Origin of the sequence: Nakamurella sp. A5-74 (assembly GCF_040438885.1) — a bacterium.
Lineage (GTDB): Bacteria > Actinomycetota > Actinomycetes > Mycobacteriales > Nakamurellaceae > Nakamurella.
Genome location: NZ_CP159218.1, coordinates 4,048,815 through 4,075,276, shown reverse-complemented (window position 1 = coordinate 4,075,276; position 26,462 = coordinate 4,048,815). Strand labels below are relative to the sequence as shown.

The 26,462-nt window shown below is 68.8% G+C and carries 26 protein-coding genes; 12 read left to right on the top strand and 14 right to left on the bottom strand.

The window, feature by feature from the left end:
• Positions 1-18 precede the first annotated feature (18 nt).
• Positions 19-693 (top strand): class I SAM-dependent methyltransferase, encoded by a 675-nt coding sequence (locus tag ABLG96_RS18685; RefSeq protein WP_353648822.1) that lies wholly within the window; start codon positions 19-21, stop codon positions 691-693.
• Between the two features lie 160 nt (positions 694-853).
• Here the strand turns inward: ABLG96_RS18685 and ABLG96_RS18680 are convergent, their stop codons facing one another.
• Entirely contained in the window at positions 854-1,774 is a 921-nt protein-coding gene (locus ABLG96_RS18680; RefSeq protein ID WP_353648821.1) for an aminoglycoside phosphotransferase family protein, read from the bottom strand.
• Positions 1,775-1,802: 28 nt separating this feature from the next.
• Between ABLG96_RS18680 and ABLG96_RS18675 the strand changes: the two genes are divergently transcribed.
• From ABLG96_RS18675 to ABLG96_RS18655, 5 genes are all read left to right on the top strand, one after another.
• Positions 1,803-2,546, top strand: coding sequence for a class I SAM-dependent methyltransferase (locus ABLG96_RS18675; protein WP_353648820.1), 744 nt, complete (start codon positions 1,803-1,805; stop codon positions 2,544-2,546).
• A gap of 150 nt (positions 2,547-2,696) precedes the next feature.
• Positions 2,697-3,896, top strand: a complete 1,200-nt coding sequence (locus ABLG96_RS18670; RefSeq protein ID WP_353648819.1) for an ATP-binding protein — start codon at positions 2,697-2,699, stop codon at positions 3,894-3,896.
• Entirely contained in the window at positions 3,893-4,573 is a 681-nt protein-coding gene (locus ABLG96_RS18665) for a response regulator transcription factor (protein ID WP_353648818.1), read from the top strand. The genes ABLG96_RS18670 and ABLG96_RS18665 overlap by 4 nt, the downstream gene beginning before the upstream one ends.
• Positions 4,574-4,743: 170 nt before the next feature.
• Complete coding sequence (locus tag ABLG96_RS18660) at positions 4,744-5,676, top strand: Ppx/GppA phosphatase family protein (RefSeq protein ID WP_353648817.1); 933 nt, start codon at positions 4,744-4,746, stop codon at positions 5,674-5,676.
• The gene (locus ABLG96_RS18655; RefSeq protein ID WP_353648816.1) at positions 5,673-6,503 is read left to right on the top strand and encodes a sugar phosphate isomerase/epimerase; all 831 of its coding nucleotides are present in this window, start codon (positions 5,673-5,675) and stop codon (positions 6,501-6,503) included. The genes ABLG96_RS18660 and ABLG96_RS18655 overlap by 4 nt, the downstream gene beginning before the upstream one ends.
• 54 nt (positions 6,504-6,557) lie before the next feature.
• Here the strand turns inward: ABLG96_RS18655 and ABLG96_RS18650 are convergent, their stop codons facing one another.
• From ABLG96_RS18650 to ABLG96_RS18640, 3 genes are all read right to left on the bottom strand, one after another.
• The gene (locus tag ABLG96_RS18650; protein WP_353648815.1) at positions 6,558-7,031 is read right to left on the bottom strand and encodes a GNAT family N-acetyltransferase; all 474 of its coding nucleotides are present in this window, start codon (positions 7,029-7,031) and stop codon (positions 6,558-6,560) included.
• A 76-nt stretch (positions 7,032-7,107) separates the two neighbouring features.
• Positions 7,108-7,563: an SRPBCC family protein gene (locus ABLG96_RS18645; RefSeq protein ID WP_353648814.1), complete on the bottom strand. Its 456-nt coding sequence runs from the start codon at positions 7,561-7,563 to the stop codon at positions 7,108-7,110.
• A 5-nt stretch (positions 7,564-7,568) separates the two neighbouring features.
• The gene (locus ABLG96_RS18640) at positions 7,569-8,399 is read right to left on the bottom strand and encodes a class II fructose-bisphosphate aldolase (protein ID WP_353648813.1); all 831 of its coding nucleotides are present in this window, start codon (positions 8,397-8,399) and stop codon (positions 7,569-7,571) included.
• Positions 8,400-8,542: 143 nt separating this feature from the next.
• On the opposite strand from ABLG96_RS18640, the gene ABLG96_RS18635 reads away from it, so the two are divergent.
• Positions 8,543-9,019 carry a hypothetical protein gene (locus ABLG96_RS18635; RefSeq protein ID WP_353648812.1) on the top strand — a complete coding sequence of 159 codons (477 nt, stop codon included), beginning with the start codon at positions 8,543-8,545 and terminating at the stop codon, positions 9,017-9,019.
• 27 nt (positions 9,020-9,046) lie between these two features.
• On the opposite strand, the gene ABLG96_RS18630 is transcribed toward ABLG96_RS18635, so the two are convergent.
• From ABLG96_RS18630 to ABLG96_RS18610, 5 genes are all read right to left on the bottom strand, one after another.
• Entirely contained in the window at positions 9,047-9,958 is a 912-nt protein-coding gene (locus ABLG96_RS18630) for a sugar isomerase (RefSeq protein ID WP_353648811.1), read from the bottom strand.
• Positions 9,959-10,168: 210 nt separating this feature from the next.
• Positions 10,169-11,101, bottom strand: a complete 933-nt coding sequence (locus ABLG96_RS18625; RefSeq protein ID WP_353648810.1) for a carbohydrate ABC transporter permease — start codon at positions 11,099-11,101, stop codon at positions 10,169-10,171.
• Between the two features lies 1 nt (position 11,102).
• The gene (locus ABLG96_RS18620) at positions 11,103-12,059 is read right to left on the bottom strand and encodes a sugar ABC transporter permease (protein ID WP_353648809.1); all 957 of its coding nucleotides are present in this window, start codon (positions 12,057-12,059) and stop codon (positions 11,103-11,105) included.
• A 202-nt stretch (positions 12,060-12,261) separates the two neighbouring features.
• Positions 12,262-13,602: an extracellular solute-binding protein gene (locus tag ABLG96_RS18615; protein ID WP_353648808.1), complete on the bottom strand. Its 1,341-nt coding sequence runs from the start codon at positions 13,600-13,602 to the stop codon at positions 12,262-12,264.
• 417 nt (positions 13,603-14,019) lie between these two features.
• On the bottom strand, positions 14,020-15,501 hold the full coding sequence (locus tag ABLG96_RS18610) for a Ca2+-dependent phosphoinositide-specific phospholipase C (protein ID WP_353648807.1): 1,482 nt from the start codon (positions 15,499-15,501) through the stop codon (positions 14,020-14,022).
• A 234-nt stretch (positions 15,502-15,735) separates the two neighbouring features.
• On the opposite strand from ABLG96_RS18610, the gene cysS reads away from it, so the two are divergent.
• From cysS to ABLG96_RS18590, 4 genes are read left to right on the top strand one after another with little or no spacing between them, the layout of a single operon-like run.
• Positions 15,736-17,130, top strand: coding sequence for a cysteine--tRNA ligase (cysS, locus tag ABLG96_RS18605; RefSeq protein WP_353651583.1), 1,395 nt, complete (start codon positions 15,736-15,738; stop codon positions 17,128-17,130).
• 1 nt (position 17,131) lies between these two features.
• Complete coding sequence (gene rlmB / locus ABLG96_RS18600; RefSeq protein ID WP_353648806.1) at positions 17,132-18,094, top strand: 23S rRNA (guanosine(2251)-2'-O)-methyltransferase RlmB; 963 nt, start codon at positions 17,132-17,134, stop codon at positions 18,092-18,094.
• Positions 18,091-19,014, top strand: coding sequence for a hypothetical protein (locus ABLG96_RS18595; RefSeq protein WP_353648805.1), 924 nt, complete (start codon positions 18,091-18,093; stop codon positions 19,012-19,014). The genes rlmB and ABLG96_RS18595 overlap by 4 nt, the downstream gene beginning before the upstream one ends.
• A 52-nt stretch (positions 19,015-19,066) precedes the next feature.
• On the top strand, positions 19,067-19,624 hold the full coding sequence (locus tag ABLG96_RS18590) for a hypothetical protein (protein WP_353648804.1): 558 nt from the start codon (positions 19,067-19,069) through the stop codon (positions 19,622-19,624).
• A 131-nt stretch (positions 19,625-19,755) separates the two neighbouring features.
• Here the strand turns inward: ABLG96_RS18590 and ABLG96_RS18585 are convergent, their stop codons facing one another.
• From ABLG96_RS18585 to ABLG96_RS18575, 3 genes are read right to left on the bottom strand one after another with little or no spacing between them, the layout of a single operon-like run.
• The gene (locus ABLG96_RS18585) at positions 19,756-20,697 is read right to left on the bottom strand and encodes a metal ABC transporter permease (protein WP_353648803.1); all 942 of its coding nucleotides are present in this window, start codon (positions 20,695-20,697) and stop codon (positions 19,756-19,758) included.
• Between the two features lies 1 nt (position 20,698).
• Complete coding sequence (locus ABLG96_RS18580) at positions 20,699-21,700, bottom strand: metal ABC transporter ATP-binding protein (protein WP_353648802.1); 1,002 nt, start codon at positions 21,698-21,700, stop codon at positions 20,699-20,701.
• The gene (locus ABLG96_RS18575) at positions 21,697-22,665 is read right to left on the bottom strand and encodes a zinc ABC transporter substrate-binding protein (RefSeq protein ID WP_353648801.1); all 969 of its coding nucleotides are present in this window, start codon (positions 22,663-22,665) and stop codon (positions 21,697-21,699) included. The genes ABLG96_RS18580 and ABLG96_RS18575 overlap by 4 nt, the downstream gene beginning before the upstream one ends.
• Before the next feature lie 169 nt (positions 22,666-22,834).
• Between ABLG96_RS18575 and ABLG96_RS18570 the strand changes: the two genes are divergently transcribed.
• Positions 22,835-24,247, top strand: a complete 1,413-nt coding sequence (locus ABLG96_RS18570) for a serine hydrolase domain-containing protein (protein WP_353648800.1) — start codon at positions 22,835-22,837, stop codon at positions 24,245-24,247.
• A gap of 178 nt (positions 24,248-24,425) precedes the next feature.
• Here ABLG96_RS18570 and ABLG96_RS18565 read toward each other — a convergent pair whose 3' ends face one another.
• Positions 24,426-25,034, bottom strand: a complete 609-nt coding sequence (locus ABLG96_RS18565) for a hypothetical protein (RefSeq protein WP_353648799.1) — start codon at positions 25,032-25,034, stop codon at positions 24,426-24,428.
• Positions 25,035-25,310: 276 nt separating this feature from the next.
• Entirely contained in the window at positions 25,311-26,453 is a 1,143-nt protein-coding gene (ugpC, locus tag ABLG96_RS18560; RefSeq protein ID WP_353648798.1) for a sn-glycerol-3-phosphate ABC transporter ATP-binding protein UgpC, read from the bottom strand.
• Positions 26,454-26,462 lie beyond the last annotated feature (9 nt).

Here is a 26,462-nt window from a genome sequence, read left to right as displayed (position 1 = left end):
TTCATGCACTGTGCAGACATGACCGACTCACACCAGCATTCGCACGACGATCGCCGACCATCCGCTGAAGCGGTGGCCGTCGAGTGGGACGCGCGCTTCAGCAGTTCCGACCGCCTGTTCAGCGGCCGGGCCAACGGATCGCTCCGTGCTGAGGTGAGCGGGCTTCCGGCAGGGCGCGCGCTGGATGTCGGCTGCGGTGAGGGCGCGGACGCGGTCTGGTTGGCCGAGCAGGGCTGGGCGGTGACCGCACTGGACGTGTCGCAGGTGGCCCTGGACCGTGCAGCACATGCTGCGACTCGGGCAGGTGTCGAGGTGGCCTGGATGTGCACCGGCCTGGTGGAAGCATCGCTGGGTGATCGGTTCGACCTGGTCTCCGCGCACTACCCGGCGTTGCCGAGCTCGACGGGTCACGAGTGCGAGCGCGCTCTCCTGGCCGCGGTGGCTCCGGGCGGGGTCCTGCTGGTGGTCCACCACGCCGATCCAGGCGGCGCAGCAGCACGCTCACACGGGTTCGACCCCGCGGATTACGTGGGTCCGACGGATCTGGTCGGGGCGCTGCTCACCGAGGACTGGCACGTCCGGATCGACACCTGGCGACCTCGGGACATGCCGACCGGCGGTGGTGGACACACCCATGACGTGGTGCTGCGGGCGCATCGCGCACGGCGTGCTCTTGTGGCTGACTTGAACTAAGGACAGCCTTACCTCAGCAGGTGTTCACGGTACCTGCTCACATCCGGCGGCGGTCGGAACGAGATGTGGTGATGCGTCTGTCGGGACGCGGCTTGTTCCGCCGCCGCTGACGTCTGCCCAGCCAGCGCGGAGTCGCCCGCACGGACGTGCTGTTCTCCGGCTACTGGAAGCTCGGCGCTGCCCGCAACTGAGCTGCCCGCACCTGAACCGTCAGAAGGCTCGGTCGAGTACCCGCCGCATTACGCCGCGTGCCTCGTCGGCGATCGCTGGATCGCTGTCGCGGTGCTCGGCGATGGTGATGAGCGCTTTCCACAGCGCCCATCCGCGACCGCGGTCCCAGCTGTCGTCGTCCAGGCCGAGCACGTCCCGGTAGCACCGCGCCGCGTCGTCGGGCAGCAAGGTCCAGTCGATCACCGTGTCGCAGGGCCGGGTCCCCGACCCCGCTGGTTCCGAAGTCGATGACGCCGCCGAGTCGACCTCCGGCCACCAGCAGATTTCCGCGGGCGACGTCGCCGTGGAACCAGACCGGCGCGCCGGGCCACTCCGAGTCCAGGGCACGCTCCCAGACAGCCGTCACCCGGGGCACATCGATCTCGTCGCGGAGGTGCTGGATCGTCGACCGGGTCTCGTCGTCGTAGGCGCGAGGATGGGCGCCGCGATGGAAACTCTGCACGCCCGCAGCGGGAGCTCCGGTCGTCCCGGCACCGCGCAGCGCCGTGAGGAAAGCCGCGAGATCGCCGGCGAACCGGGCGAAGTCGTCGATGCGCGCGAGCGTCGGGGTCTCGCCGGCGATCCAGCGGCGCACCGACCACGGCCGGAGGAACTCCGGCGCCGGAACACCCTGGCCGACGACCTCCGGGATCGGTAGCGGAAGCTGCGGGGCCAGTTGCGCCAACCACGCCTGTTCCTTGAGTTCTCCGGCGACGTAGCCGTCATCGGTGGGCAGCCGGATGGTCAGTTCAGAGCCCAGCCGGAACGTCCGGTTGTCGTGACCCAGCGCGCTGTTGACCGATCCACCCGATGTCTGTCCGGGCCGTGGCCCGCTCCTTCTCGTGCGCTCGAGCAGGAACTCGGTCGCCATCGGGGCCGGGAGTTCCTACCATCGCCGGATGCCGGATCCGATCTTCGCCCACCCGCGCCTGGCGCGGATCTACGACACCTTCGACGGGCCGCGCGACGACCTCGACGCGTACCTGGCCATCGCCGACGAGCTCGAGGCCCGGCGGATCGTCGATCTCGGCTGCGGCACCGGATGCCTGCCACTGTTGCTGACGGCCACCGGACGGGAGGTGATCGCCGTCGATCCGGCCGGAGCATCCCTCGACGTCGCCAGGGCGAAGCCGGCCGCGGACACGGTCACCTGGATCGACGGCTCTTCCTCCGCGATCCCCGCCGATGCTGCTGCGGACCTCGTTTTCATGACAGGCAACGCCGCGCAGGCCGTGCTTGCCGACGACGAGTGGGCAGCGCTGCTGCGAGACGTGCGCGACGCGCTCGGCCCCGGCGGGTTCTTCGTCTTCGAGAGCAGGCGTCCCGAACGGCGAGCTTGGGAGGAATGGGCGGTGCAGACCGATCCCGTGCGCGCAGAGGTGCCGGGGGTGGGGCTCGTCGAACAGCGCAGGGAGGTCACGGCCGTCGACCTGCCGTTCGTCTCCTTCCGCCACAGCTACCGATTTCCGGCTGAGGATCCGGCGGACGATGACACCGAGCTGACCTCGGATTCCACCCTGCGATTCCGCAGTCGCGACGAACTCACCGCCTCGCTCGAGGCTGAGGGCTTCATCGTCCACGACATCCGTGAGGCGCCGGATCGATTGGGCCGGGAGTTCGTCTACCTCGTCCGCCGCACCTGACCTCGACGGCCCCTCGCCCACCGGCCTCGTTCGGGCCGCCCCCGCAGGAGTGAACTGCGGATGTACGGCTGCGCAAACTCCGGATGAACCCTCAGCTGCGTGCACCGTTCGTGGTCGGGGGCTGTTCGGGGGCGACCTTACGATGAGCGGGTGCCGTGGGTCGGATATCTCGCCGTGGGAGTCGCCGGACTCCTCATCGGCTGGTTGCTGGCCGCGATGCTGATCCGCCGGGCCGATGCGCTCCGCGAAGATCCCGTGCCCGCCGATGCCGAACTGGCCGCCGAAGTGGTGCGGAACTCCGACACCGGGTTCGTCGTGACCGATCTCGACGGCAACGTGCTGCTGTCGAACGCCCGCGCCGTCGAACTGCGGGCCGTGCGGGCCGGGATGTGCGACAGCCGCATCGCCGCAGCGATCGAGCGCACCGTGATCTCCGGCGAACCCATCGACGTCGAACTCGGCCACCTTGACCCGCCGCCCGCCGGTGACGCGGACGCCGTCGTACGGGCCGTGGTGGAACCCCTCGCTCAGGAGTGGGTGCTGATCAGCGTGGTCGACGAGTCCGCAGCGCGACAGGTCGAGACCATCCGGCGCGACTTCGTCGCCAATGTCTCGCACGAGCTCAAGACCCCGGTCGGTGCGATGGCCCTACTGGCAGAGGCTGTGCTGGATGCTGCAGACGACGAGGAAGCGGTACGGCACTTCTCGGCGAAGATGCTCCGCGAGGCCACCCGGCTCGGTGCCCTGGTGGGCGAGCTCATCGCGTTGTCCCGGCTGCAGGGCGGCATCCACGTCCAGGATCTGGCCGTCGTCGAGATCGACGGGGTGATCTCCGAGTCGATCGGCCGGCTGGCCACCAGCGCCGAGAGCGCCGGCATCGACGTGGTCACCGACACCCCGAGCGGCCTACTGGTGCGCGGTGATCGGACCCTGCTCGTGACGGCGCTGACCAACCTCATCGACAACGCCATCAGCTACTCGCCCGCGCACACCTCCGTCTCGGTGGCCCGTCGCCGGACGGCGGACGGCATCCAGATCTCGGTCACCGACCGTGGCGTCGGGATCGCACCCGAGCACCAGCGGCGGGTCTTCGAACGCTTCTTCCGGGTCGACCCCGCGCGCTCCCGCTCCACCGGTGGCACCGGACTCGGTCTGGCGATCGTCAAGCACGTCGCGGCCAACCACGGCGGCCGGGCGCTGCTGTGGAGCAAGGTCGGCACCGGGTCCACCTTCACCCTCCAGTTGCCCGCGCTCGCGGGCGATGACCCCGGGGCGGACACCGCGCATCCGGTCGGCCCTGCGCGGCTCGCCGCGCTCACCCCAGCAGTCCGAACCGAAGGAGCATCGTGACCAGAGTCTTGATCGTCGAGGACGAGGAGTCGATGTCGGAGCCGCTGTCGTTCCTGCTCAAGCGCGAGGGCTTCGACACCACCGTCGCGGATAGTGGGCCGGCGGCTCTCGTCGAGTTCGACCGCAACGGCGCCGACATCGTCCTGCTGGACCTGATGCTGCCTGGGATGAGCGGCACCGAGGTGTGCAAACAGTTGCGCGCCAGGGCATCCGTGCCGGTGATCATGGTGACCGCGCGGGATTCGGAGATCGACAAGGTGGTCGGCCTGGAGCTCGGCGCCGACGACTACGTCACCAAGCCGTACAGCGCCCGCGAGCTGATCGCCCGGATCCGGGCGGTGCTCCGACGCGGCATCGAGGCCGAGGACATCGAGGAGACGGTGCTGCAGGTCAACACCGTCCGGATGGACGTCGAGCGGCACGTGGTGAGCGTCGGTGGCGCGGAGATCCCGTTGCCGCTCAAGGAGTTCGACCTGCTGGAGTACCTGCTGCGGAATGCCGGCCGGGTGCTCACCCGCGGTCAGCTGATCGACCGGGTGTGGGGCAGCGACTACGTCGGCGACACCAAGACGCTGGACGTCCATGTCAAGCGGCTGCGCGCCAAGATCGAACCCGACCCGGCCAACCCCCGGCATCTGGTGACGGTGCGCGGCCTCGGCTACAAGCTCGAGGCCTGACCCCACCCTTCGCGGTCGTGACGGTCGTTTGCGGCCCGGGTTCGCGGTCGTGACGGTCGTTTGTGGCCCACCTTCGCGGTCGTGACGGTCGTTTGCGGCCCACCTTCGCGGCCCAGGTGGTCGGTTCGCCGCCCGCGGGGGCAGCTCGAGGCACGGACTAGGGTGAGCGCATGCGACTCGGTGTTCTGGACGTCGGTTCGAACACGGTGCACCTGCTGGTCGTCGACGCCCACCGCGGCGGGCATCCCACTCCACAGCTGTCGGAGAAGTCGCCGCTCAAACTGGCTCAGCACCTGGATCGGGGCGGCGCACTGACCCAGGCCGGCGCCGATGCGCTGCTCGACTGTGTGCGCACGTACCAGCGGTCCGCCCGCAAACTCGGTTGTGGTGAGCTTCTCGCGTTCGCTACCTCAGCTGTCCGCGATGCGACCAACTCCGCCCAGGTGCTCGCCAGGGTCCGGCAGGAGACCGGGGTGGACCTGCAGGTGCTCTCCGGGGCCGACGAGGCACGGTTGACGTTCCTGGCCGCCCGCCGCTGGTACGGCTGGAGCGCCGGGTCGATGTTGATGATGGACATCGGCGGCGGGTCGCTGGAACTGGCTGCCGGGCAGGACGAGGAGCCCGAGGTCGCCGTCTCGATGCCCCTCGGTGCAGGGCGTCTGCAGCGGGAGCGCCTACCGACGGATCCACCCGACCGCAGCGAAGTGGAAGCGTTGCACCACTGGCTCGGCCGCACCCTCACCGCGCCGGCACGCAAGATCGCTGCAGCAGGTCCGTTCGACACCGTCGTGGCCACCTCCAAGACCTTCCGCACGTTGGCCCGACTGACCGGCGCGGCACCCAGCAGGGACGGAATGCGCGCACCCCGGCAGCTGACGCTCACCGCGCTGCGCCAGGTGACCGCCTTCCTGCAGCGGATGGCGGCCGATGACATCGCCCAGCTCGATGGTGTCTCGTCCACCAGAGCCGGTCAGATCGCCACCGGCGCACTGATCGCCCAGGCAACCATGACGGCGCTGCATGTCGAGGTCGCGCAGATCTGCCCGTGGGCGCTCCGGGAGGGCATCATCCTGCGCCGCCTCGACCATCTGGCGTTCGCGTGAGCGATTCCGAACGCCCCGGCTATCCGCACGGCAGGGCACCCCGGCCGCCGATCCGCGTCACCCTGTCGACCGCATCGGTGTACCCGGAGCTCCTGGCCGCCGGCTTCGAGACCGCCGCCGCGACCGGTTACGACGGCGTCGAGGTGATGGTGACGGCCGACCCGCTCACCCAACGCGCCGAGATCCTGCAGGAGCTCAGCTCCCGGCACGGGATGCCCATCGACTCGATCCACGCACCGTGCCTGCTGATCTCGGCCCGGGTGTGGGGAGTGGATCCGCTCGTCAAGCTGAGCCGGTCGATCGAGCTGGCGGAACGCGTAGGGGCACGGGTGGTGGTGGTGCACCCACCCTTCGTCTGGCAGCGGGCTGCCGCCGCGGACTTCACCGGTTCCGTCGCCGAGCTGCAGACACGTACCGAGGTACGGATCGCGGTGGAGAACATGTTCCCGTTGACCGTCGGCCGGGGTCGCTTCTCGATGAATGCCTATCGCCCGCACTGGAATCCGGTTCCTTACGACCATCGGTGGTTCACCCTCGACCTGTCGCACACCGCCACCGCCGGGATCGATGCGATCGAGCTGTTCGAGGCGATGGGGGACCGGCTCGGGCACCTGCACCTCGCCGACGGCTCCGGCTCCGGGTCCGACGAACACCTGGTCCCCGGACGCGGGACGCAACCAGGCACCTGGGTGCTGGAGGCCTTGGTGCGCAACGGATATGACGGTTCGGTCTGCCTGGAGATCAACACCCGGGGGCTCTCGAAGAAGGCCCGGCTCGACGACGTCCGGCAGTCCCTCGCGTACGCCCGCCTCGCCCTGGGGCAGTAGTTCTCACGCCGATCGAGCAGGTCCGCAGCGTGCGGATCACCGGATCCACCGGCGTCAGAGAACCTTCTCGAAACACAGCGAACCCGGCACGTCCCCGTACGGGTCGTAGACGGGGATCGGGGTGAATCCGTGACGCTCGAACATCCGCACCGCAGCGATCTGGCGGTCGCCGGTGTGCAGGATGACGCGCGCTGCGCCCCGGTCCCTGACCTCGCTCAACAGTGCGGACATCAGGGCGTCGGCGGTTCCACGTCCCCGCAGATCGGGCACGACGAACATGCGCTTGATCTCCAGATCCTCCCCCAGCCGCCGCACCAGAGCATGTGCAACAGGACGGTCGCCCACCCGACCCACCAGCGTGACGACCACAGACCGGGGATCGATCCGATTGGTGCGCGCATCACCGACCTCGTCGCGCAGTGCGGCGTAGAGATCGGAGACCTCCGCGATCATCGCGGCTCGGAGGGCGACCGCGTCGGGGTGGTCGTGGGGGACGCCCTCGAGGTGGACGGACTGATCGGTGGTCACGGGGTGATTGTCCCGCGACCGTTGTTTCCTCCCGATCAGCGGGGGGTGAGGCGAAGGGATCACCGGAGGCGCGAGATCATGCCGAACGCTGGAGCTCCTGACGCAACCACTCGTTGCGGGTCTTCAGCAGGCCGTGCAGATAATGACGCACGACGGCGCGATCGGCGAAACGCCCGAGAATGCCGAGCGGAGAACGCAACTGCACCTCGTCGATCATCTCGGTACCGCCGTCGAACGGCCGGAACAGGTGACGATGGTGCCAGCTCCGGAACGGCCCTCGGACCTGTTCGTCCACGAACATCGTCGGGCGCTCGTACTCGGTGATCTTCGATGTCATGGTCCACGGCACTCCGAAGTGCCGAGCCCGCCAGGTCACGGTGTCGCCGAGCGCCATCACCCCCGATCGCACCCCGTCGACGATGCGTTCACCGGAGGCGCGCATCGAGGAGGTGTGGGCATCGACCGACAGCGACAGCTCGAAACATGCCTCGGGCGAGGCGTCGATGACGGTGCGCAGCCGGAGCGAGGACATCGGGCTCAGCCGTGGATGACGCGGATCAACCGCGCTGTCTCGGCAGTCAGCGCAGCCCGAGCCGCGCCGAAGTACTTCCGCGGGTCGACCACGGACTCGTTGTCCCGCAGACTCTCTCGGAGAGCAGCGGTGAACACCTTGTTCAGGTGCGTTGACACGTTGATCTTAGTCAGCCCGGCCTGCACACCGGCGGCGATGGCGACATCAGCCACCCCGGACGAGCCGTGCAACACCAGCGGTACCTGTACGGCGGCGGCGATCTCAGCGATGCGCTCGAGGTTCAGGGTGGCGGTGCGTTCGGTCATCGCGTGCGAGGAACCCACCGCGACGGCCAGCGCGTCGATGCCGGTCGCGGCGACGAACGCTGCCGCCTCGTTCGGCTTCGTCAGCACCCCAGGGGCGTGCGCACCGTCCTTGCCGCCGACCTGGCCCAACTCGGCCTCCACCCAGACGTCGGCGTCGTGGGCCCTTCGGACCACGGCTGCGGTGCGGTCCACGTTCTCCGCCCAGGGCAGGTGCGCCCCGTCGAACATGACGGAGGTGAAGCCCAGCGTGATCGCCTCGTCCACCAGCTCCTCGTCCATCGCATGGTCGAGGTGCAGCACCACCGGAATCGTTGCGGCAGCGGCAATCTCGCGGGTGGCGAGGGCGATGGGGGCCAATGCCCCGTGATAGCGGGCTGCATTCTCCGAGATCTGCAGGATCACCGGCAGCTCCACCTGTTCAGCGGCGGCGACCAGTGCTTCGGCGTGCTCGATCTGGATGACGTTGAACGCCCCGACGCCGACCCCTGCGGCACGGGCGGTGACGAGCAGGTCGCTGCCGGACAACGGCATTCAGGGCTCCAGGGTTGTCGAGTGGATCGGGTGCCGCGGGTGGTGCGCACTTCCCACGGTAACGGGTCGGTCCGGGTGGACGGGCGGGGCTGGCATGAGCGCGCTGCCCTGGGATCTGCGAGTGTGCACGAACTCATCCTGTGGTGCGGATTCCTGGGCGTTGGCTGCTCTTCGCCGGCCCCGTCTACCAGGCCGCCCTGGAGCTGGACGAGGAACGCAGACGCGGTCCCGATCTCGCTGCGATCGCTTCGAGGGTCGCCGAACCCGAACACATCTCGCCGTGGTGGTGGCTCGTCCCGCCGCTCGGATACGTTTTGCAGCGCAGGCGCTCCCGCCAGTACCGCGATGCGTTCATGGCGACGCTGAGCCCGGGGGACCTCCGCACGATGGTCACCTACATGCACAAGGCCAACGGGTGGATCTTCGTCGCGGGCGGAGCACTGCTGATCGCCACCAAGGAGACCTACGAGCTGGCCGAGCACCATCATCTCCCGCTCTGGGTGTTCATCGTGATGGTCGTGGTGATGGCGATGCTGGCCGCGTCCTACACCGCGGTGCGCCTGGGCGCCGGCCGCGAGCTGCTCGGCGAGAACCGTCGCCCGTCCCGCCGCGACCCCTGATCCCGGTCGGGACCCGCGGCCCGGCGGTCACGGCTCCAGGATGATCGAGCGCGTCAGGTGCCGAGGCTGGTCGGGGTTGTACCCACGGTGCAGGGCCAGCTCGACGGCGAGACGCTGGGCGCGCACGAGCTCGGCCAGCGGATCGACCGCGGGCAGGTGTGCGACGGATGCGCCGGTCGATTCGATCTGCACAGTCAGCCCGTCCGGCTCCGACCCGAAGATCCACACCAGGGTGTGCTCCTCGGCGACCGCGATCGGGCCGTGCCGGTAGTCGTAGGCGGGGTAGCTCTCGGCCCACGCGATGGCCGCTTCCCGCATCTTGAGGGCCGCCTCATGGGCCAGCCCGACGGACGCGCCGTGGCCCAGATAGGTGAACTGCTGCTTGGTTTCCCAGCCCTCCGGCAGATCGGCGTCCAGAGCCGCCCGACCGTCGTCCAGCAGGGCGGACAGGTCTTCACCGAGAGAGGCCCGCAACAGCACCAGGGCGGTGGTCGCGAAACGGGTCTGCACCACCGACTGCTCGTCGGCGAAGTCCAGCAGCACAGCGCCATCGGCGGCGGTGGCGCCCGGAGAGGTCGGATCGCCGACGATGATGCTGGTGCGCTGATCGTCCGGCAGCGAGTCCAGCAGCTCGAGCACCTCGGTGGTCGTGCCGGAGCGGGTGATCGCCAGCACCAGGTCGTAGTGACGACCAGCGGGGTACTCGGAAGCGGCGAAGGCGTCGGTCTCGCCGAGGCCGGCTTGCTCGCGCGCTGCGGCATACGACTGAGCGATGAACCAGCTCGTCCCGCAGCCGACCACCGCGACCCGCTGGCCCGGCTGGGGGAGGGTCGCGGCCACCGACGGCAGCAGATCGATCGCGCGTTGCCAGCACCCCGGCTGACTGGCGATCTCCGCGAGCACGTGTGCGGCAGGTGCCTGGGTTTCGGTCATGGACATCAGCGGCTCCTCGTGATTGATCATGCTCAGTATAGCGGCTCAGCGAGCATGCATGCGCAAGCAGTGAGTCAGAGCCCGGTGTGACTCGACTCCTCCCTCGCTCGACCACCGGTTCCGGTGATCGATCAACCGAGGAACGAGCACGTCGAGATCCCGCACCGTGGTGAATCGGGCCTCGACCCCTTCGACCACCGGAACAACGCCGCGGTGCTACTTGACGGCGCCGGCCGTCAGCCCGCCGATGAGCCGTTTCTCGATGAAGCCGAACAGGATGACGACAGGCACGATGGCGACCGTGGCCACGGCGAACACGTACTGCCAGTCCTTGACGTACAGCCCGAAGAACTTCGGCAGCGACACCGTCAGCGGCTGCAGCGCGTTGTCCTGCACCAGCACCGAGGCAGCCGCGTATTCGTTCCAGGAGTTGACGAACACGAACACCACGGCGGTCACGATGCCCGGCCAGACCAACGGCAGTGAGATCTTGAACAGCACCTGGAAGCGACCGGCGCCGTCGACCACGGCCGCCTCGTCGATCTCCTTGGGGATGGAGGCGAAGAACGCCTGCATGATCCAGATCGCGAACGCCAGGTTGAAGGCGCCGTTCACCAGGATCAGTGCAGCCCAACTGCCGTGCCCGGTCCACGACTTGAACTCGTTGAACAGGCCGATCGCCAGCACGGTGGGCTGCAACATCTGGGTGATGAGCACCAGCAGCAGGAAGGCCAACCGACCGGGGAAGCGGAATCGTGCCAGGTAGTACGCGGCGGGGGTGGCCACCAGCAGCACCAGCAGGGTCGCGCCGACCGAGATCACCACGGTGGCGACCAGACCGTTCAGCGGAGCGACGGAGGACGACCAGACGTCCACGTAGTTGTTGAAGTGCGGCCCGGACGGCAGGCCGTAGGGCGGCGGGATCTTGGTGATCTCGGCCTGCGTCTTGAGCGATCCGAGCAACATCACGACGTACGGCGCGACGAAGACACCGATGATCACCACGGCGCCGATGATGATGCCGATCGGATTCGGCCGGGCGTTGGGTCCGGTGGACGATCCGGCGCGGGAAGCCCGCGAGTTCCGGGGGGACCGTTGCGCCGCAGCATCTTCCGGCGCGGGGATCGGGGCGAGGGTGGGGGTGCTCATCTCACTGCTCCCTGGTGGGGCGGACGGTGATCAGGTAGATCGCGATGATGACGATGCAGAACAGCAGGTTGATCACCGAGAGCGCGGATGAGACGCCGGGACCGAGGCTGCTCTTGTAGGCGAAGACGAGCGGGGTGGTGGTCAGGCCTTCGTTGTAGCCGGGGGTCCGGTTGAGGATCTGCAGCACCGGCAGCGAGTTGAAGACATTGATGATGTTGACCAGGGCGGCCACCGCGATCGCCGGCCGGATGATCGGCAGCACGATCTGGCGGTAGCGCTGTCCGGCGGACGCGCCGTCGACGTGCGCGGCTTCCAGCACGTCGCCGGGGACGGCCTGAAGTCCGGCCAGCAGTGTGTACGTGGTGAACGGCAGGGAGACGAACACGGCGACCACGACGGCGAGCCAGAACGCCGTGGTCGGGTCCTGAGTGAGCGCAGTGCCGGAGTCCAGCAGCCCGAGCCGATGCAGGATGTCGCTGAACAGGCCGTAGTTCGGATCGAGAGCGTTGAGGAACACCGAGCTCGTCATGACAACCGATGCGGCCCATGGGATGACGATCGCGAGCCGGACGATCTTGCGGCCGGGAAAGGTCTTGTTGAGGAACTGTGCCAGGCCCAGCGAGATCAGCAGGGTGGCGATCACGACGACCACGACCCAGACGACGGTGTTGAGCATGATGCGGGCGACCGGCACGCCGGGGAAAGTGAGAGCGGTCTCGAAGTTGTTCCAACCGGCAGCACCCTGCTCGAAGCCGTACTTGGAGAACTTCCGGAAGGCGTTGTAGACCATGAGCACGGCCGGATAGAGCACCACGGCGGCGATCAGCACGATCGCCGGGAGCAGCCAGGGCAGCGCCATCCCGAAGCGGGCAAACCCGCTGGTGCCGCGGTTCTTGTCGGGTGCAGGGGCCCGCTCGGTCGGGGGGCTGGATGTCGCTTCTGTCGTTACCGACGTCACCGTCGTCCCTTTCGCGCAGCAGTAGTTCGGTGATCACCCCGAGCGCCCAACGACACCGGGGCACAGGGCAGGTGATGGTTCATGAAGGGCGATCCCGATCGTAGGAGCACCCCGACACCGCGCTGCCGCAGGAGCGGGATGCTCCCGCGGCAGCGAGGTGAGCAGCAGGATCCGTGGATCCGGTGTCGGACGGCAGGCCGGATCAGCCGGCCGCGTCGACCTGTGCCTGGATCTCCTTGAGGACATCCGCGGCGGACGCGCTCTGCAGCTTGCCGGCCGTGGCCTGCAGCGCGCTCTGCAGGGCGGACCACTGCTTGTAGCCGCTCGGGGTGAACTGGACGGTCTTCAGCGCCTGGTAGAACGGCGCGTTCACCGCGTCGTCCGTGGTGGCCGAGGCGATCGCGTCGGTGGTCGCCGGCAGCAGACCGGTGCCCTTGTACCAAGGTCCGTACTGGGCCTCCTGGTAGAAGAAGTCCAGGAAGGACTTGGTCGCGGCCTTGCGAGCCTCGTCCTTGTTGTTGAACGCGAGGATGAAGTCGGTGACGCCGTAGCCGACCGGGGTTCCGCTCTTCGACGGGATCGGGGTCTCCGCGAACTTGATGTCCTTGAACTTGTCGCGGGTCGTCGCGGTCAGGCCCGAGTGCGAGACGTACATGCCGACCTTGCCCTGGTTGAACAGATCGGCGACATCCTGACGGTTCGAGGAACCCGGGTTCGCCTGGGTCAGGCCGCCGTCGATGAACTTCTTCATCTCGGTGAAACCTTCGGCGGCAGCAGGGGTGTCGGCCTTGAGGCCCTCACCGTCGATCCAGGTACCGCCCGCGCCCCACAGCCACAGGGTGGATTCGGCCTGTGCCTCCTCCTTGCCCAGCGGCATGCCGTAGCCGGCGACACCGATGGCCTTGAGCTTGGTGGCTGCGTCCTCCATCTCGGTCCAGGTCTTGGGCGGCGCACTGATGCCCGCCTTCTTGAACAGGTCCGTGTTGTAGACCAGCAGCCGCGAGGTGGCGATGTCCGGTGCGGCCCACTGGGTTCCGTCGGTGCCGACGCCGTTCTTGAGCAGTGCGGGCTCGATGGTGGCCAGCGTCTCGGGGCTCATCACTTCATTGACCGGGTAGAGCAGATCGTCGGCGGATTCGCCGTAGTTGTTGTCGTTCAGGATGTCCGGCATGTCCTGGGCCTGGATACGGGCCGCAACCTTGTCCGAGAACCCGTCCCACGCCTCGATCTGCAGGTCGACGGTGACGTTCGGCTGGACCTTCTTGAAGGCACCGATGATGGTCTTCCAGTCGGCTTCGCTGGAATCGGCGTAGGACGGAGCCAGCACGGAGATCGTGGTGGCAGGCAGGGCTTCACCGCCGCCGGCGCTGGAACTTCCGGTGGGACCGGAGCTCTCGCCATCCGAGGTGGGGCTACCGGCGGCCGACGAGGTCGGAGCCGGGGTGGTGGTGCCGCTGGCGGCAGGGGTGCTGCTCGACCCGCAGGCGCTGACGGTGAGACCACCGGCAACGAGTACTGCGATCAGGGGGACGGACTTCTTCACAAGCGCCTCCGTGCTCTAAGTTGAATGCAAACACGCAGATACGCGCAGCAATATGCATGCTCGGTGCTCGGAGGGCTCGCTGTCAAGACTCTCTGCGGGATTGTGACCATCACGTGGCCGGCCGGCGAACAGCCCGTGCCCATGGGGCGACCGAATCGTCGGAGCGACCGCTGACGCCTTCGCTGCGACCATCGCATCCACAACGATCGAGCAGCGAGGGACGAGCGTGTCGAGATCGGGTCAGGACACGACTGCCGGACTGGCGTGATCGACAAGCGCATCCGGTGATCGAGCAGCGAGGGACGAGCGTGTCGAGATCGGCCAGGACACGTCCGCCGGACTGGCGGCGATCGACAAGCGCATCCGGTGATCGAGCAGCGAGGGACGAGCGTGTCGAGATCCCGTCCGGCGACCGGGTCAGAAGTTGGTCTGCGCCCAGCCGGCGACCGGGGTCAGGGTGAACTTCTGACCGGCGGTGCCGGAGCAGGTCGCCGTGGTGAACTGCGTCCCGATCGAGCTGCCGCCGCCGGCGATCGTCAGGCACCAGGACTGACTCGTGAAGGCGCGCACCACCCCGGTCGCGTCGATCGTCCACTTCTCGCTGTCGCCGCCGTCGCAGTCCCAGAGATGGATCTTCTTGCCGGCGCCCGCAGTACCGCCGGAGATGTCCAGGCAGCCGGGGTTGTCGTGCTGGGGTCGCAGCTGCCCCTCGGCGGTCCAGACGAACCGCTGGGCCGTCGAACTGGAGCAGGCGGCGATCTTGGCGGCGGTGCCGTTGGAGGTGCCGGCGCCGTCGATCGTGAGGCAGTTTGCCGGTGCGGAGTCCGGTCGCAGCTGGAAGTAGCCGGGCAGCGATCGGCGCTTGCCGACCGGCGGGATCAGACCGCGATGAGTGTCGACGGCGTCGGATTCGCGACCGATGGCGCTGGCCCCATGGGCGACGGCAAGCATGTTGTACGCAGCCGAGTCGGCGCCGAAGACGTGATCGCCCCACAGGTGCAGCAACTGCTTGCGGGTCGCCGACCGGTTGGCTGTCACCTGATAGTTGTCCTGCGACTTGAGGTTGCTGCAGACCGCCACCTGTGAGGTGGCGAGCGTCATCCCGTCGACCGTCGCGCCCGGATCGAGCTCGCTCGGATCGGCCTCGACGTCCGGGCAGAAGAAGCCGGACGGGAGCCGGGACGCAGCCAGGATGTGGGCGATGCCGTCGCTCTGGGTCTGGTTGGCGAAGCCGATCCGGCCGCCGGTGTAGGCGACCACGATGCGGTTGTCGAGGGCCGAGAGTGCCGGCCAGCCCGCCGTGTTGACGGCGTTCCGCAAGGTGGTCCCGCCGGGAGTCCAGGCGTTGCCGGTGGCATAGGTGAACAGCTCGGCAGCGGTGTACATCCGGCTGCCGAGGATGCTGCGGACCTTCGCGTCCAGCAGATCGACCTCGTCGGCCTGCCAGGCGTTCGCCGGATCCCACGACGCCTTGAGGTCCACGAACACGATCAGCGGCCCGGTGCCGGGGTGGCTCGTCTGCCAGGCGGCCAGGTCGCGGAGGCAGTTGCCGAGCCGGTCCGGGTTCGCGCTGCAGTTCTTGTTCGCCGACGAACCGTCGTGGGAGACGTAGGGACCGTTCGCGTCGTTCTCCCAGTCCTCCTTGTCGATGATGTCCAGCTCGACCGATCGCAGGCCCTGATCGAGCCAGCCGGTGAGCGTGCTGCCGTAGTCGAACGTATTGTGCTGCAACGTGTAGTAGACGTCGTTGAGCTTGTCCGTCCCGGAGGCCATGGGCGCGGCCAGCGCCGGCGACTGGGCCTGGGACGCCCCGGCCCCGCCGATCAGGCCGGCGGCGACCACGGCACCGACTGCGACGGTGGCGAGAAGGCGGCGGGCTCGGGTCGGGCGGTGGACCATCGTTGCTCCTGGGCTCACGTCATTGATCGGGCGCGGGTGGGTCTCGACTCGCTGCGCTCGCTCGACCACCGGGAGGGTGCTCGCCGGCCCGCCGAGATGCTCAGCATCCGACGGGTGACGCGATGTCGCCAGTCGAGAAAACGATGACCTGGTCCGATGACGGTGGCGCAGACCTGGGACTTCGCCGGGATGAACGGTCGGCAGCGCTCGTGGCTGTCCGTAGAATGGTCTGTCGTGACCCTGCACCTCTACGACACCGCTACCCGCAGCGTGCGGCCCTTCGTGCCGCTCGTTGCCGGCGAGGTCACCCTGTACCACTGCGGCGCGACCGTGCAGTCGGCTCCGCACATCGGCCACCTGCGTGGTGCCGGCATCGTCTACGACGTCCTGCGGCGGTGGCTGGAGTGGTCCGGGATGCACGTCACCCAGGTCCGCAACGTCACCGACATCGACGACAAGATTCTCGCCAAGGCCGCCGAAGCAGGACGTCCCTGGTGGGCCCATGCCGCGCTCAACGAGCAGCTGTTCTCGGATGCCTACCGGGCCCTCGGCTGCCTGTCACCGACCATCGAACCCCGGGCCACGGGGCACATCCCGCAGATCGTCGAGCTGATCGACGAGCTGATCCGCACGGACGCTGCCTATGCCGCCGACGGCGACGTCTACTTCGCGGTGCGCAGCCAGGACGACTACGGCTTCCTGTCCGGTCAGAAGATCGACGAGCTCTCGCAGGGCGAGTCCGGGGGCAAGGGCAAACGCGACGCTGCCGACTTCACCCTCTGGAAGGCCGCGAAACCCGGTGAACCGCACTGGAGCTCCCCGTGGGGACCAGGGCGCCCCGGCTGGCACATCGAGTGCTCGGCGATGGCGCGGACCTACCTGGGCGACACCTTCGACATCCACGGCGGTGGTCTCGATCTGGTGTTCCCGCACCACGAGAACGAGGCCGCCCAGTCGCACGGTGCGGGCCTCCCGTTCGCGCGTCACTGGATGCACTCGTTCTGGGTGACCCAGGCCGGCGAGAAGATGTCGAAGTCGCTCGGCAACACCATGACTGTCGAAGCGATCACCCAGCTCGTCCGGGCGATCGAGTTGCGCTACTACCTGCTGAGCGTTCACTACCGCAGTTCCATCGAGTACTCCGAAGGTGCGCTGCAGGACGCTGCCAAGGCGTTCGGGCGGATCGAGGGACTGGTGCGACGGGTCGCCGATCGCTTCGGCGAGGTGACGATCGACGAGGACCTGCCCGCCGACTTCGTGACGGCGATGGACGACGATCTCGGCGTCCCGCGGGCGCTCGCGGTGGTGCACGACCACGTCCATGCAGGCAACAGCGCGCTCGACGGCGGTGACGAGGAGGCGGCGCACGCGATCGCCTCCAGCGTGCGCTCGATGCTCGCGGTGCTGGGCCTCGACCCGTACGACCCCGCGTGGCAGGGTGGCACCGCCGCCTCCGAGACGGATGCCGTGCTCGCCGCACTGGTCGAGCAGCTGCTGCAGGCCCGCCGGGATGCGCGCGCCGGCAAGGATTTCGCCCGCTCGGATGCCATTCGGGACCAACTCTCCGCTGCCGGGATCGTCGTCGAGGACGGCGCATCCGGCTCCACCTGGACGATCGGAAGGTCCTGACATGGCCGGCAACTCACAACGACGCGGTGCGATCCGCAAGGGCAAGAAGGGTGCGGCGGTCGGCTCCGGCGGGCAGGCCCGCCGGGCGCTGAAGCCCAAGGGGCCGACCCCGGCCGCCACCGAGCGCACCGGGCATCCGGCGGCGCGCCGCTCTGCGCTGGCTGCCAAGCGCGCCGACAACGGCAGCCGGGTCGCCACCCGGAGGGCCAAGGAGCTGCCGGAGACGGTGGTCGGCCGCAACCCGGTGGTCGAGGCCCTGCGGGCGGGTGTCCCGGCCACTGCGCTGTACGTCGCCCAGGGCTTGCAGGCCGACGACCGGGTCACCGAAGCGATCCAGACAGCGGCCGGCAAAGGTATTGCGCTGCTGGAGATCTCGCGTCCGGAGCTCGACCGACTCACGGATCGCGCGATCCACCAGGGCCTGGCATTGCAGGTGCCGCCGTACACCTACGCGCATCCGGACGATCTGCTGAAGATCGCCCAGGAGTCCGGCGCCCCGGCGCTGCTGGTCGCGGTGGACGGCGTCACCGATCCCCGCAACCTCGGGGCGATCGTCCGCTCGGCCGCGGCGTTCGGTGCGCACGGAGTGCTCGTTCCGGAACGTCGATCCGCCGGTATGACCGCCTCGGCCTGGCGCACCTCCGCCGGCACCGCGGCCCGGCTGCGGGTCGCGCGCTGCACGAACCTCGTCCGCACGCTCAAGGAGTGGGCCGACGGCGGAATCATGGTCGTCGGGCTGGACGCCGACGGCACGATCGACACCGACTCGTTCGAGCTGGCCACCGATCCGCTGGTGCTGGTGGTCGGATCCGAGGGTCGCGGATTGGCCCGGCTCACCCGGACCGTCTGCGATGCAACGATTTCCATCCCGATGTCGCGCAGTGTCGAGTCGCTCAACGCATCCGTCGCGGCCGGCGTCGTGCTGGCCGAGGTCGCGCGACGCCGGCGGGCGAACGGGGTGTGACCGACCCTTATCGCTACCCGGGCACCGGTGCGACGGTCGTGGCGCCGGCGCCGGGATCCGGTCCGGGCAACTGGTCGGGTGCGGCGTCGGCAGTCGTGCACGACGGGGCGGTGTACCTGACCTGGCGCTCCCGGCGGCCGCTCGCCGATGGCCGCGGGGTGAGTGTGCTCGTCGCCAGCTCTGTCGACGGGGTGACGTTCCAGGAAGTCTGCCGGATCGACCGGGACGCCTTCGGTGCAGAGTCGTTCGAGCGGCCGGCTCTGGCTTTCCTGCCGGACGGCAGCGTCCGGATCTACCTCTCGTGTGCGACCCGGCAGTCCAAGCACTGGTGGATCGACACCCTCACCGCTGCGTCCGTCGCGCAGTTGCCGTCGGGCGTACGAGCAATCGCGGTGCCGGGCACCGAGGTGATGGCGGTCAAGGACCCGGTGCTCTGGCGTCAGGAAGCGGACACCGAGCGGCCCTGGCGGATGTTCGTCTGCTGCCACCCGCTCACCGACCAGGGCGAGGAGGACCGGATGACGAGCCGGCTGTTCAGCTCGGCCGATGGTCTCGACTGGCGGGACGACGGTGAGGTGCTGCGTCCGACCGTCGGGTCGTGGGATGCACGCGGCGCACGCATCGCTGCGGTGATCCCCGGCGGCTCCGTGGTGCCCGACGTCATCTACGACGGGCGTCCGGATGCGGACTCCAACTGGTTCGAGACCTCCGGGCTGGCCCGGTGGGACGGCGAGCGGTACCGTCCCGTCCCCGACCTGCGGTGGCAGTCGGAGGATCCGGCGCGCGAAGTGGATCCGCACGGGTTGACCGACGCCGCCCTGCGCTATGCGAGCGCCGTCGAATTCCAGGGTGTGGTGCGGTGGTACGCCGAAGCGGCCAGGCCCGACGGTGCACACGACCTGGTCACCTGGACCCGTTGAGCGTTCCCGGCAATCGCCCGATCGAGCCGGGTGCGCCGGCTGGGGTCGCTGGATGACGACGATGCCCGGCTGGACGGTGCGCCGATACCAGACCGACGGAGTGCGCGGGGTCGAAGTGCTGGCGCCCGACGGCACGCCGCAGTTCCTGGTGACCGTGGATTTCGGCAGTACCGCTCCCGGGAAGCTGGGCAAGTTCTTCGACTCGCTGTTCAGGGACGGCCGGGTACCCGGCGATCGGCCGTGCATCGTCACCCCTGTCGATGGCGTGCCCGTGGAGTGCGCGCCGCTGAAGAAATCGCCGTTCCGTCGGCGCTCGCACACCAGGACGCTGTACCTCGCAGGCCGGGAGTACCGCTACGTCCACCGCACCGATCGCCGCGCCATGGTGTTGCGCGACGGGGAGGTGATCGCCCGATTGCATCGGACGTGGCAGTGGGGGCGGTTCAGTCGGCGCGGCACCTTCGATGATCCCGGCTTCACCGCGACCACCGTGTCGCCCTGGGACCGGGTCGACGAAGGGGTGGTGTTCCTGTACGGCACCGTGATCGGGCCGCCGGGTCGCGAGGGAGCGATCGGCTACTTCGGCCAGGAGCTGGGCTCCGGCTTCTGACCGCCCTCTCCTACCCGTCCCCGCCGTCGTGCCCCAGACCCGTGCGAAACGGCGTTCCAGCACCTTTTCGAGCCAGCCAAGGGTGGATATCGGCGTTTCGCCAGCCGTGGCGGTCGTCCGGTGGGCGGCGATCAGGCAGCAGCGGCGACCGGCTCGGCGGCGGCAGTGGGAGCGGGAGTGCGGGTGTTCCAGCCCCGACGATGCCGCGCCGCCCCGATCACCCGGCACACCAGGTAGATCAGGAACGACAGCGTGGTGACACAGGGCGAGATCGGCAGCTCCGGGGTGAGCGACAGGATGATCCCGCCGACCGCCGAGAAGACTGCGAAGAGCACCGACAGCAACGTCACCATGGCGGGCGATGCGGTGACCCGGCTCGCAGCGGCAGTCGGCGTGATCAGCAGCGAGAGCACCAGGATCGCGCCGACGATCTGCACCGCCATCGCCACCGCCAGGCCCAGCACGATCATGAACAGTGCGGACAGCAGTCGCGTCGGAACACCCCGTGCCACAGCGACATCGGGATCGACCGAGGCGAAGAACAGCGGCCGCCAGATCGCCGCCAGCACCCCGAGCACGACCACCGCGACCGCTGCCAGCAACCAGATCTGGGTGGTGTCGACGGCGACGATCTGGCCGACCAGCAGGCCGAACTTGTTGGCCGCGCGACCCGGGTGGAGGAACAGGAACAGCACCCCGAGGCCGAGACCGAACGGCAGGATGACGCCGATCGCCGAGTTCCGTTCCCTGGCCTTCGCCCCCAACACACCGAACAGCACCGCCGCGATCACCGAACCGACGATGGAGCCGACCCCGACGATCGTCGCCGTGCTCGCGGCAGCGACACCGCCGCCGAACAGCAGCAGCGCAGCGGCTCCGCCCGCGAACGACAGCTCGGAGCTGCCGTGCACAGCGAAGGCCAGGTCGCGTGCCTGGATCATCGGGCCGATGACCCCGGCGACGATGCCCAGGATCAGACCGGCGAACAGCGACCCGGTGACGTAGGGCAGCACCTCGCGGATGCCGTCGATGGAGAACCACTCGACGGTGGCGAAGCCGGTGGGGGCGGCCATCTCAGTGGGTCCCGTTCTCGTCGTGATGGTGCACGTGGCTGTCGGTGCCGAGCACGATGATCCGTCCTTCTGCGCGCAGTACCTCGATGTGGCTGCCGTAGAGCTCGGAGAGCACAGCGGTGGTCATCACCTCGTCGGGTGTGCCGATGCGGAACTTCCCGTCGACCAGGTAGATCACCCGGTCGACCATCCGGAGCACCGGATTGATCTCGTGGGTGACGAACACGACCGCTGTCTGCGACTCGGTGCGCCGCCGGTCGATCAGGTCGCTGACGGCCTGCTGGTGGGTGAGGTCCAGGCTCAGCAGCGGCTCGTCGCAGAGCAGCACGTGCGGATCGGTGATCAGTGCTTGCGCGATCCGCAGCCGCTGCTGCTCGCCACCGGACAGCAGCCCCACAGGTGCGTCGGCGAACGCGGACGCGCCGACCGACGCGAGCGCTGCGTCGATGGCGCGGCTGCGGGAGCGGGACGGCAGACCGAATCCCCAGCGGTGGCCGTCGATGCCCAGACCCACGAGGTCACGGGCACGGACCGGCAACCCGGGATCGAACGCGCGTTGCTGGGGGATGTAGCCGATCCGCGACGACCCCGTCCGGACCGGACGGCCGTTGATCTCCGCGGTCCCGGCCGACAGCGGTTGCTGGCCGAGCAGGACCTTCAGCAGGCTGGTCTTGCCGGCGCCGTTGGGGCCGAGGACGACCACGAACTCGCCGGCGGCGACGTCCAGATCGAGGCCGGCCCAGAGGATCCGGCTGCCGAAGGACAGGGCGGCGCCGCGGAGCGAGACGGCCGGAGCAGTGGCCAGCGCGGCGGCCGATCCCACGACCGGTGCCTCGGTGGGCGGCGGGGTGACGGGCACGTCGTCCATCATGGCGTATCGGGGATGGGAACCGGTCGCATCATCACTGTCGGCAACACCACGCGCAGGACGGGGGCGGGTGCGGGTCCCGGCGGCCGAACGGGCGCCCGACCGGTGATTCGGCCCGGCGTCGGACGACGTCATCCGAGTTCCTTCTCCAGGGTGTCGAGCGTGCCGTTGATCCACGCCAGATAGTCGGTGACGCCCTCGGGGAACGTCTCGGTGACCGGCAGCACCGGCACCCCGGCCTTCTCCGCCGCGGACCTGACCTGCTCGACGACCGGGCCCGAGGTCTGCTCGTTGTAGGCGACCAACTGCACCTGCTTGCCGCTGACCAGCTTGTCGATGTCAGCCAGGTCCTTCACCGACGGGTCGTTCTCCTCCTCGATCGCTTCGGCGAAGTCCTTCGGCGTCACGTCCTGGAAGCCTGCCGCTGCGAGCAGGTAGTCGGCGACCGGCTCGGTGACGACGGCCTTCAGGCTTCCCGGGTGCGCCGCCTTGATGGCTCCGGTGCGCTGGTCGATGGCGGCCAGGCCGGCGTCGAACTCCCTTGCGTTGGCCGCGAAGGTCGAGGCGCCGGCCGTGTCGAGAGCGCTGAGGTCCTTGACCAGCTCGGCGGAGAGGGTGCGCATCGCAGCAGTCGAGTAGAAGACGTGCTCGTTGAACGCCTTGCCGTCCTCGACAGGTGCCGACTTCTCGAGCCCGGACAGCTCGACGACGTCGATCTGGGTCGGGGAGGTGTTGGTGGCCTTGACCATGGTCCCGACGAAGTCGTCGTAGCCACCACCGTTGGCAATGACGATCTTGGCCTTCGCGATCGCCACCTGGGTCTGTGGGTCGGCCTCGAACGAGTGCGGGTCGGCCGACGGATCGGCGATGATCGAGGTGACATCGACCCGGTCCCCGCCGATGATGCTGACCACCGAGCTGTAGACGTTGGTCGAGGCGACGACCGGGATCGGCGACGTGGCGCCGGCACTGCCCGCGGAGCCGGCGGACGGCGACGTGGTGGCCGGTTCACTCGAGCCGCAGCCGGCGAGCAACAGGGATCCGGCGGTCAGGGTGATGCCGAGCAGGCGCACAGAATGCCGGCGGGGAAGAACAGTCACGGTGGTACTCCTGGGTGGCGTTCGTGGGGCGGGCGGCAGACACGGAACGGCACTAATAAGAACCGTTCCCATTCACAGTAGCAGGACGCCGGGGAGTCGAGCGGGAGTGCGACAGGTCGGGGGATACCCTCGCAATCGATCGCTCGCCCGAGGAACAGGAACAGATTCCGTGAACCATGACGTCGACCGCGTGCACCTGGTCGGGGAGAGTTGCCGGCGCACCTTCGCCGAGCGGGTGGAGTCGGGCACCTCGCCCGGTGCGGGTTGGGCGGTGTTCGTCGGCGGTACGGTGATCGCTGCCGGCGGGGCGGGCGTCGTCACGCCGGGAGGAACACCCGTCACTGCCGACACGGCGTTCCGGATCGCTTCGTGCACCAAGAGTTTCACCGCTGCGATGGCGCTGCGGCTGCGTGACCGGGGGCTGCTGGACCTCGATGCACCCATCGATCGTCACCTGGACCTCGGTCCGTCCTCGGGTCATGACGACAGGATCCCCACCGTCGCGCAGTTGCTGTCGATGGCGGGCGGACTGCCGGGAGACGATCCCTGGGCCGATCGTCAGGAGTCGTTGGGTCGCGACGAATTCCGGACCCTCCTTTCGGCGGGTGTGCGCTTCGCCCGTCCGCCCGGCGTCAGTTTCGAGTACTCCAACCTCGGCTTCGCGATGGTGGGTGCCGCGATCGAACGGGTCACCGGACGCGACTTCACCGAGCTCGTCACCGCAGATCTGTTGCGCGCCGGTGGGTTCGGCGGAATCGGGTTCGACTCGGCAGTCGCCGACGTCGATGGCGTGGCGATCGGCCATCGTCGACTCGACGGCACATGGCTCGCGCTCCCGTTCAGCGACCCCGGTGCGTTCTCCCCGATCGGCGGAGTGTTCGCCTCGGCGTCCGCGCTGGCCCGGTGGGCGGGTTGGCTGGTGACGGCCGGGACGGACGAGGGACTGCAGGAGGACGACGCGGAGCAGATCCTGTCCGCCGCGAGCAGGCGCGACATGCAGCAACCGCACACCGCGACCGGTGCGGCGGGTCGTGACTACGCTTTGGGGCTGGTGACCGAGGACGGGCGGCACGGGCGGATCGTCAGCCACTCGGGCGGTTATCCCGGGTTCGGCTCCCACATGCGCTGGCATGCGGCGACCGGCATCGGGATCGTCGGGCTCGAGAACGCTCGCTATTCCGGCGCAGTGACCGCGGTGACGACACTGCTCGACGCGGTGCTCGATGCGCTTGTCGTCCCCGACGCGGTGCCCACTCTCTGGCCGGAGACCATCGCGGCCAGACTGAGCCTCGAATCGCTGCTGCGGCAATGGGATCCGGTGGTTGCCGACGCGTTGTTCAGCGACAACGTCGATCTCGACGAGCCGTTGCCGAGACGTGTCGCCGAGATCGGGCGGCTGGCGGACGCCGTCGGACTGGCCGGCTCCGCGCCGGTGACGCTCGAACACGCCTCGCCGCGCAGCACCTCGCCGGCGAACCTGAGCTGGACGTCCCCAGGGCGGACGGGGCTGCTGCGCTGCGCGATCAGCCTGACGCCGCAGAGCCCGCCCCGGGTGCAGACGCTCTCGGTGCACCAGGTCTGAGCGCCGTTACAACCAGGTCCATCAGATCCTGGCCCCTGTCGTTCGAGGATGGGATCTCGACTCACTGCGTTCCCTCCATCGGCGAAATCTCCGCTGGTCGAGCGACGAAGGCGCCCTCGACCCTGTCCGTTCATCGACCCGGCGGAATCGAGCGAGGTCCGCGGCCGGGGTGCGGGTGTCAGGAGGAGGTCGTCGCTTCCGGGTGCTTGCGCTGTGGTGCCGCGGGCGGTTCCTCGTCCGCGCGGTAGGCATCCTCCTCGTTCTGCTTGTCCTCGACCCGCCGTTTGATCCCGCGCAGCCCCGGCACCGATCCGATGATCTCGTTCAGCTCGCGGGAGACGTCCAGCAGATCGCGCAGGTCGGGCGCAACGGTGGCGAGCGTGTCCATGATCGGCATGATGTCCGTGTCCAGGCGGTCGACGATCGGCGGCAGCGCATCGACGAGCTTGACCAGGGCAGCCACCTCATCGGCGCTGGTGGTGCGCGACAGCGTTTCGAGCACCGGCAGCAGGTGGGTGAGGACGGGCTCGAAGCGGTCGACGAGTGTCGCGACGCGGCTCTGGATTCCGGCGGCGCCCGCGACGACACTCTCCACCTGGGTGACCGCTGCTGCAGCCCGTCGCTGGGTCACCTCGACCTCGCCGATCAGGTTGTTCACCCGCAGCACCAGCCGCTCGACATCGGTCAGCAGCGACGTGACCCGCGGGATCAACTTGACGGCCTGCTCCACCGCCCCGTACGCGGTGGAGGCGAGGCGGACGGCGTCGAGCGGGTTGGGAATGGCCATACCTGATCATGCCCGATGGCCCGGGGCGATCGGTGGTGGTGGAGCGACCGTGGGGTCCGCGAAGGTGGTGGTGGAGCGACCGTGGGGTCCGCGAAGGTGGTGGTTGAGCGACCGTGGGGTCCGCGAAGGTGGTGGTGGAGCGACCGTGGGGTCCGCGAAGGTGGTGGTGGAGCGACCGTGGGGTCCGCGAAGGAGTGGGCGGCGACAGCAACAGGGGCAGGTCCGATGATCCGGACCTGCCCCTGTCGATGCGGTGGCCTGATGGCCGGGTGAGGACTACTTGATGAGCGAAGCTGCGGTACCGGCCGCCGGCGAGGAGTCCGGGGTGACGGCACCGGACGCCTTGAGGCGCTCACCGGTCTCGGAGTTGAAGACGTGCACGTGGTCGCCGTCCTGCACGGTGGCCCGGACGACAGCGCCCTGGCTCAGCTGTACCCGTGCGTCGGTGCGGATGACGAGGCGCTCGCCGTCCGGGCCGTGGCCGTGGACGTAGGAGTCGGCGCCGAGCTCCTCGACGAGGTCGACCGTCACCGGGATGCCGGTGCTGCCCAGGACCAGGTTCTCCGGACGGACGCCGAAGGTGACCGACGACAGGCCCGCACTGCTCGCCTCGGAGAGCACGTCACGCGTCAGCGGGACGACGGTCTCGCCGAGCTTGACGCCGTCGGAGGCCAACGGCAGCTGCATGATGTTCATGGCCGGGGAGCCCATGAAGCCGGCGACGAAGACGTTCTGCGGGCGGTCGTAGAGCGTCCGCGGGGTGTCGCACTGCTGCAGCAGACCGTCCTTGAGCACCGCGACCCGGTGGCCCATCGTCATGGCCTCGACCTGGTCGTGGGTGACGTAGACGGTGGTGGTGCCCAGGCGGGCCTGGAGCTCGGCGATGTTGGCGCGGGTCTCGACGCGCAGCTTGGCGTCGAGGTTCGACAGCGGCTCGTCCATGAGGAACACGGAAGGCTCACGCACGATCGCGCGACCCATGGCGACACGCTGACGCTGGCCACCGGAGAGCGCCTTGGGCTTGCGGTCCAGGTACTTCTCCAGGTCGAGCAGGCCGGCAGCCTCGCGCACCTTGGAGGCGATCTCCGTCTTGTTGACGCCGCGCAGCTTGAGCGCGAAGCCCATGTTGTCGGCAACCGTCATGTGCGGGTACAGCGCGTAGCTCTGGAAGACCATCGCGATGTCGCGGTTCTTCGGCGGGACGTTGGTGACGTCGCGGTCGCCGATGAGGATGCGGCCTTCGTTGATGTCCTCGAGACCGGCCAGCATGCGCAGAGCCGTCGACTTGCCCGACCCGGACGGTCCGACGAGGACGAGGAACTCGCCGTCGGTGATCTTGAGGCTGAGCTGATCGACAGCGCGCACCGGCGGGTTGCCGGGGTACACGCGGGAGGCGGCGTCGTATTCGACCTGTGCCATCGAGGTCCT

Coding starts and splice junctions, on each gene's coding strand:
- ABLG96_RS18625 (WP_353648810.1), bottom strand. CDS start 11,101: ATGAGCACCCCCACCCTCGCCCCGATCCCCGCGCCGGAAGATGCTGCG.
- rlmB (WP_353648806.1), top strand. CDS start 17,132: ATGGCCGGCAACTCACAACGACGCGGTGCGATCCGCAAGGGCAAGAAG.
- ugpC (WP_353648798.1), bottom strand. CDS start 26,453: ATGGCACAGGTCGAATACGACGCCGCCTCCCGCGTGTACCCCGGCAAC.
- ABLG96_RS18630 (WP_353648811.1), bottom strand. CDS start 9,958: ATGTCCATGACCGAAACCCAGGCACCTGCCGCACACGTGCTCGCGGAG.
- ABLG96_RS18580 (WP_353648802.1), bottom strand. CDS start 21,700: ATGACGTCGTCCGACGCCGGGCCGAATCACCGGTCGGGCGCCCGTTCG.
- ABLG96_RS18685 (WP_353648822.1), top strand. CDS start 19: ATGACCGACTCACACCAGCATTCGCACGACGATCGCCGACCATCCGCT.
- ABLG96_RS18590 (WP_353648804.1), top strand. CDS start 19,067: ATGACGACGATGCCCGGCTGGACGGTGCGCCGATACCAGACCGACGGA.
- ABLG96_RS18640 (WP_353648813.1), bottom strand. CDS start 8,399: ATGCCGTTGTCCGGCAGCGACCTGCTCGTCACCGCCCGTGCCGCAGGG.
- ABLG96_RS18675 (WP_353648820.1), top strand. CDS start 1,803: ATGCCGGATCCGATCTTCGCCCACCCGCGCCTGGCGCGGATCTACGAC.
- ABLG96_RS18680 (WP_353648821.1), bottom strand. CDS start 1,774: ATGGCGACCGAGTTCCTGCTCGAGCGCACGAGAAGGAGCGGGCCACGG.
- ABLG96_RS18610 (WP_353648807.1), bottom strand. CDS start 15,501: ATGGTCCACCGCCCGACCCGAGCCCGCCGCCTTCTCGCCACCGTCGCA.
- ABLG96_RS18645 (WP_353648814.1), bottom strand. CDS start 7,563: ATGTCCTCGCTCCGGCTGCGCACCGTCATCGACGCCTCGCCCGAGGCA.
- ABLG96_RS18585 (WP_353648803.1), bottom strand. CDS start 20,697: ATGGCCGCCCCCACCGGCTTCGCCACCGTCGAGTGGTTCTCCATCGAC.
- ABLG96_RS18660 (WP_353648817.1), top strand. CDS start 4,744: ATGCGACTCGGTGTTCTGGACGTCGGTTCGAACACGGTGCACCTGCTG.
- ABLG96_RS18565 (WP_353648799.1), bottom strand. CDS start 25,034: ATGGCCATTCCCAACCCGCTCGACGCCGTCCGCCTCGCCTCCACCGCG.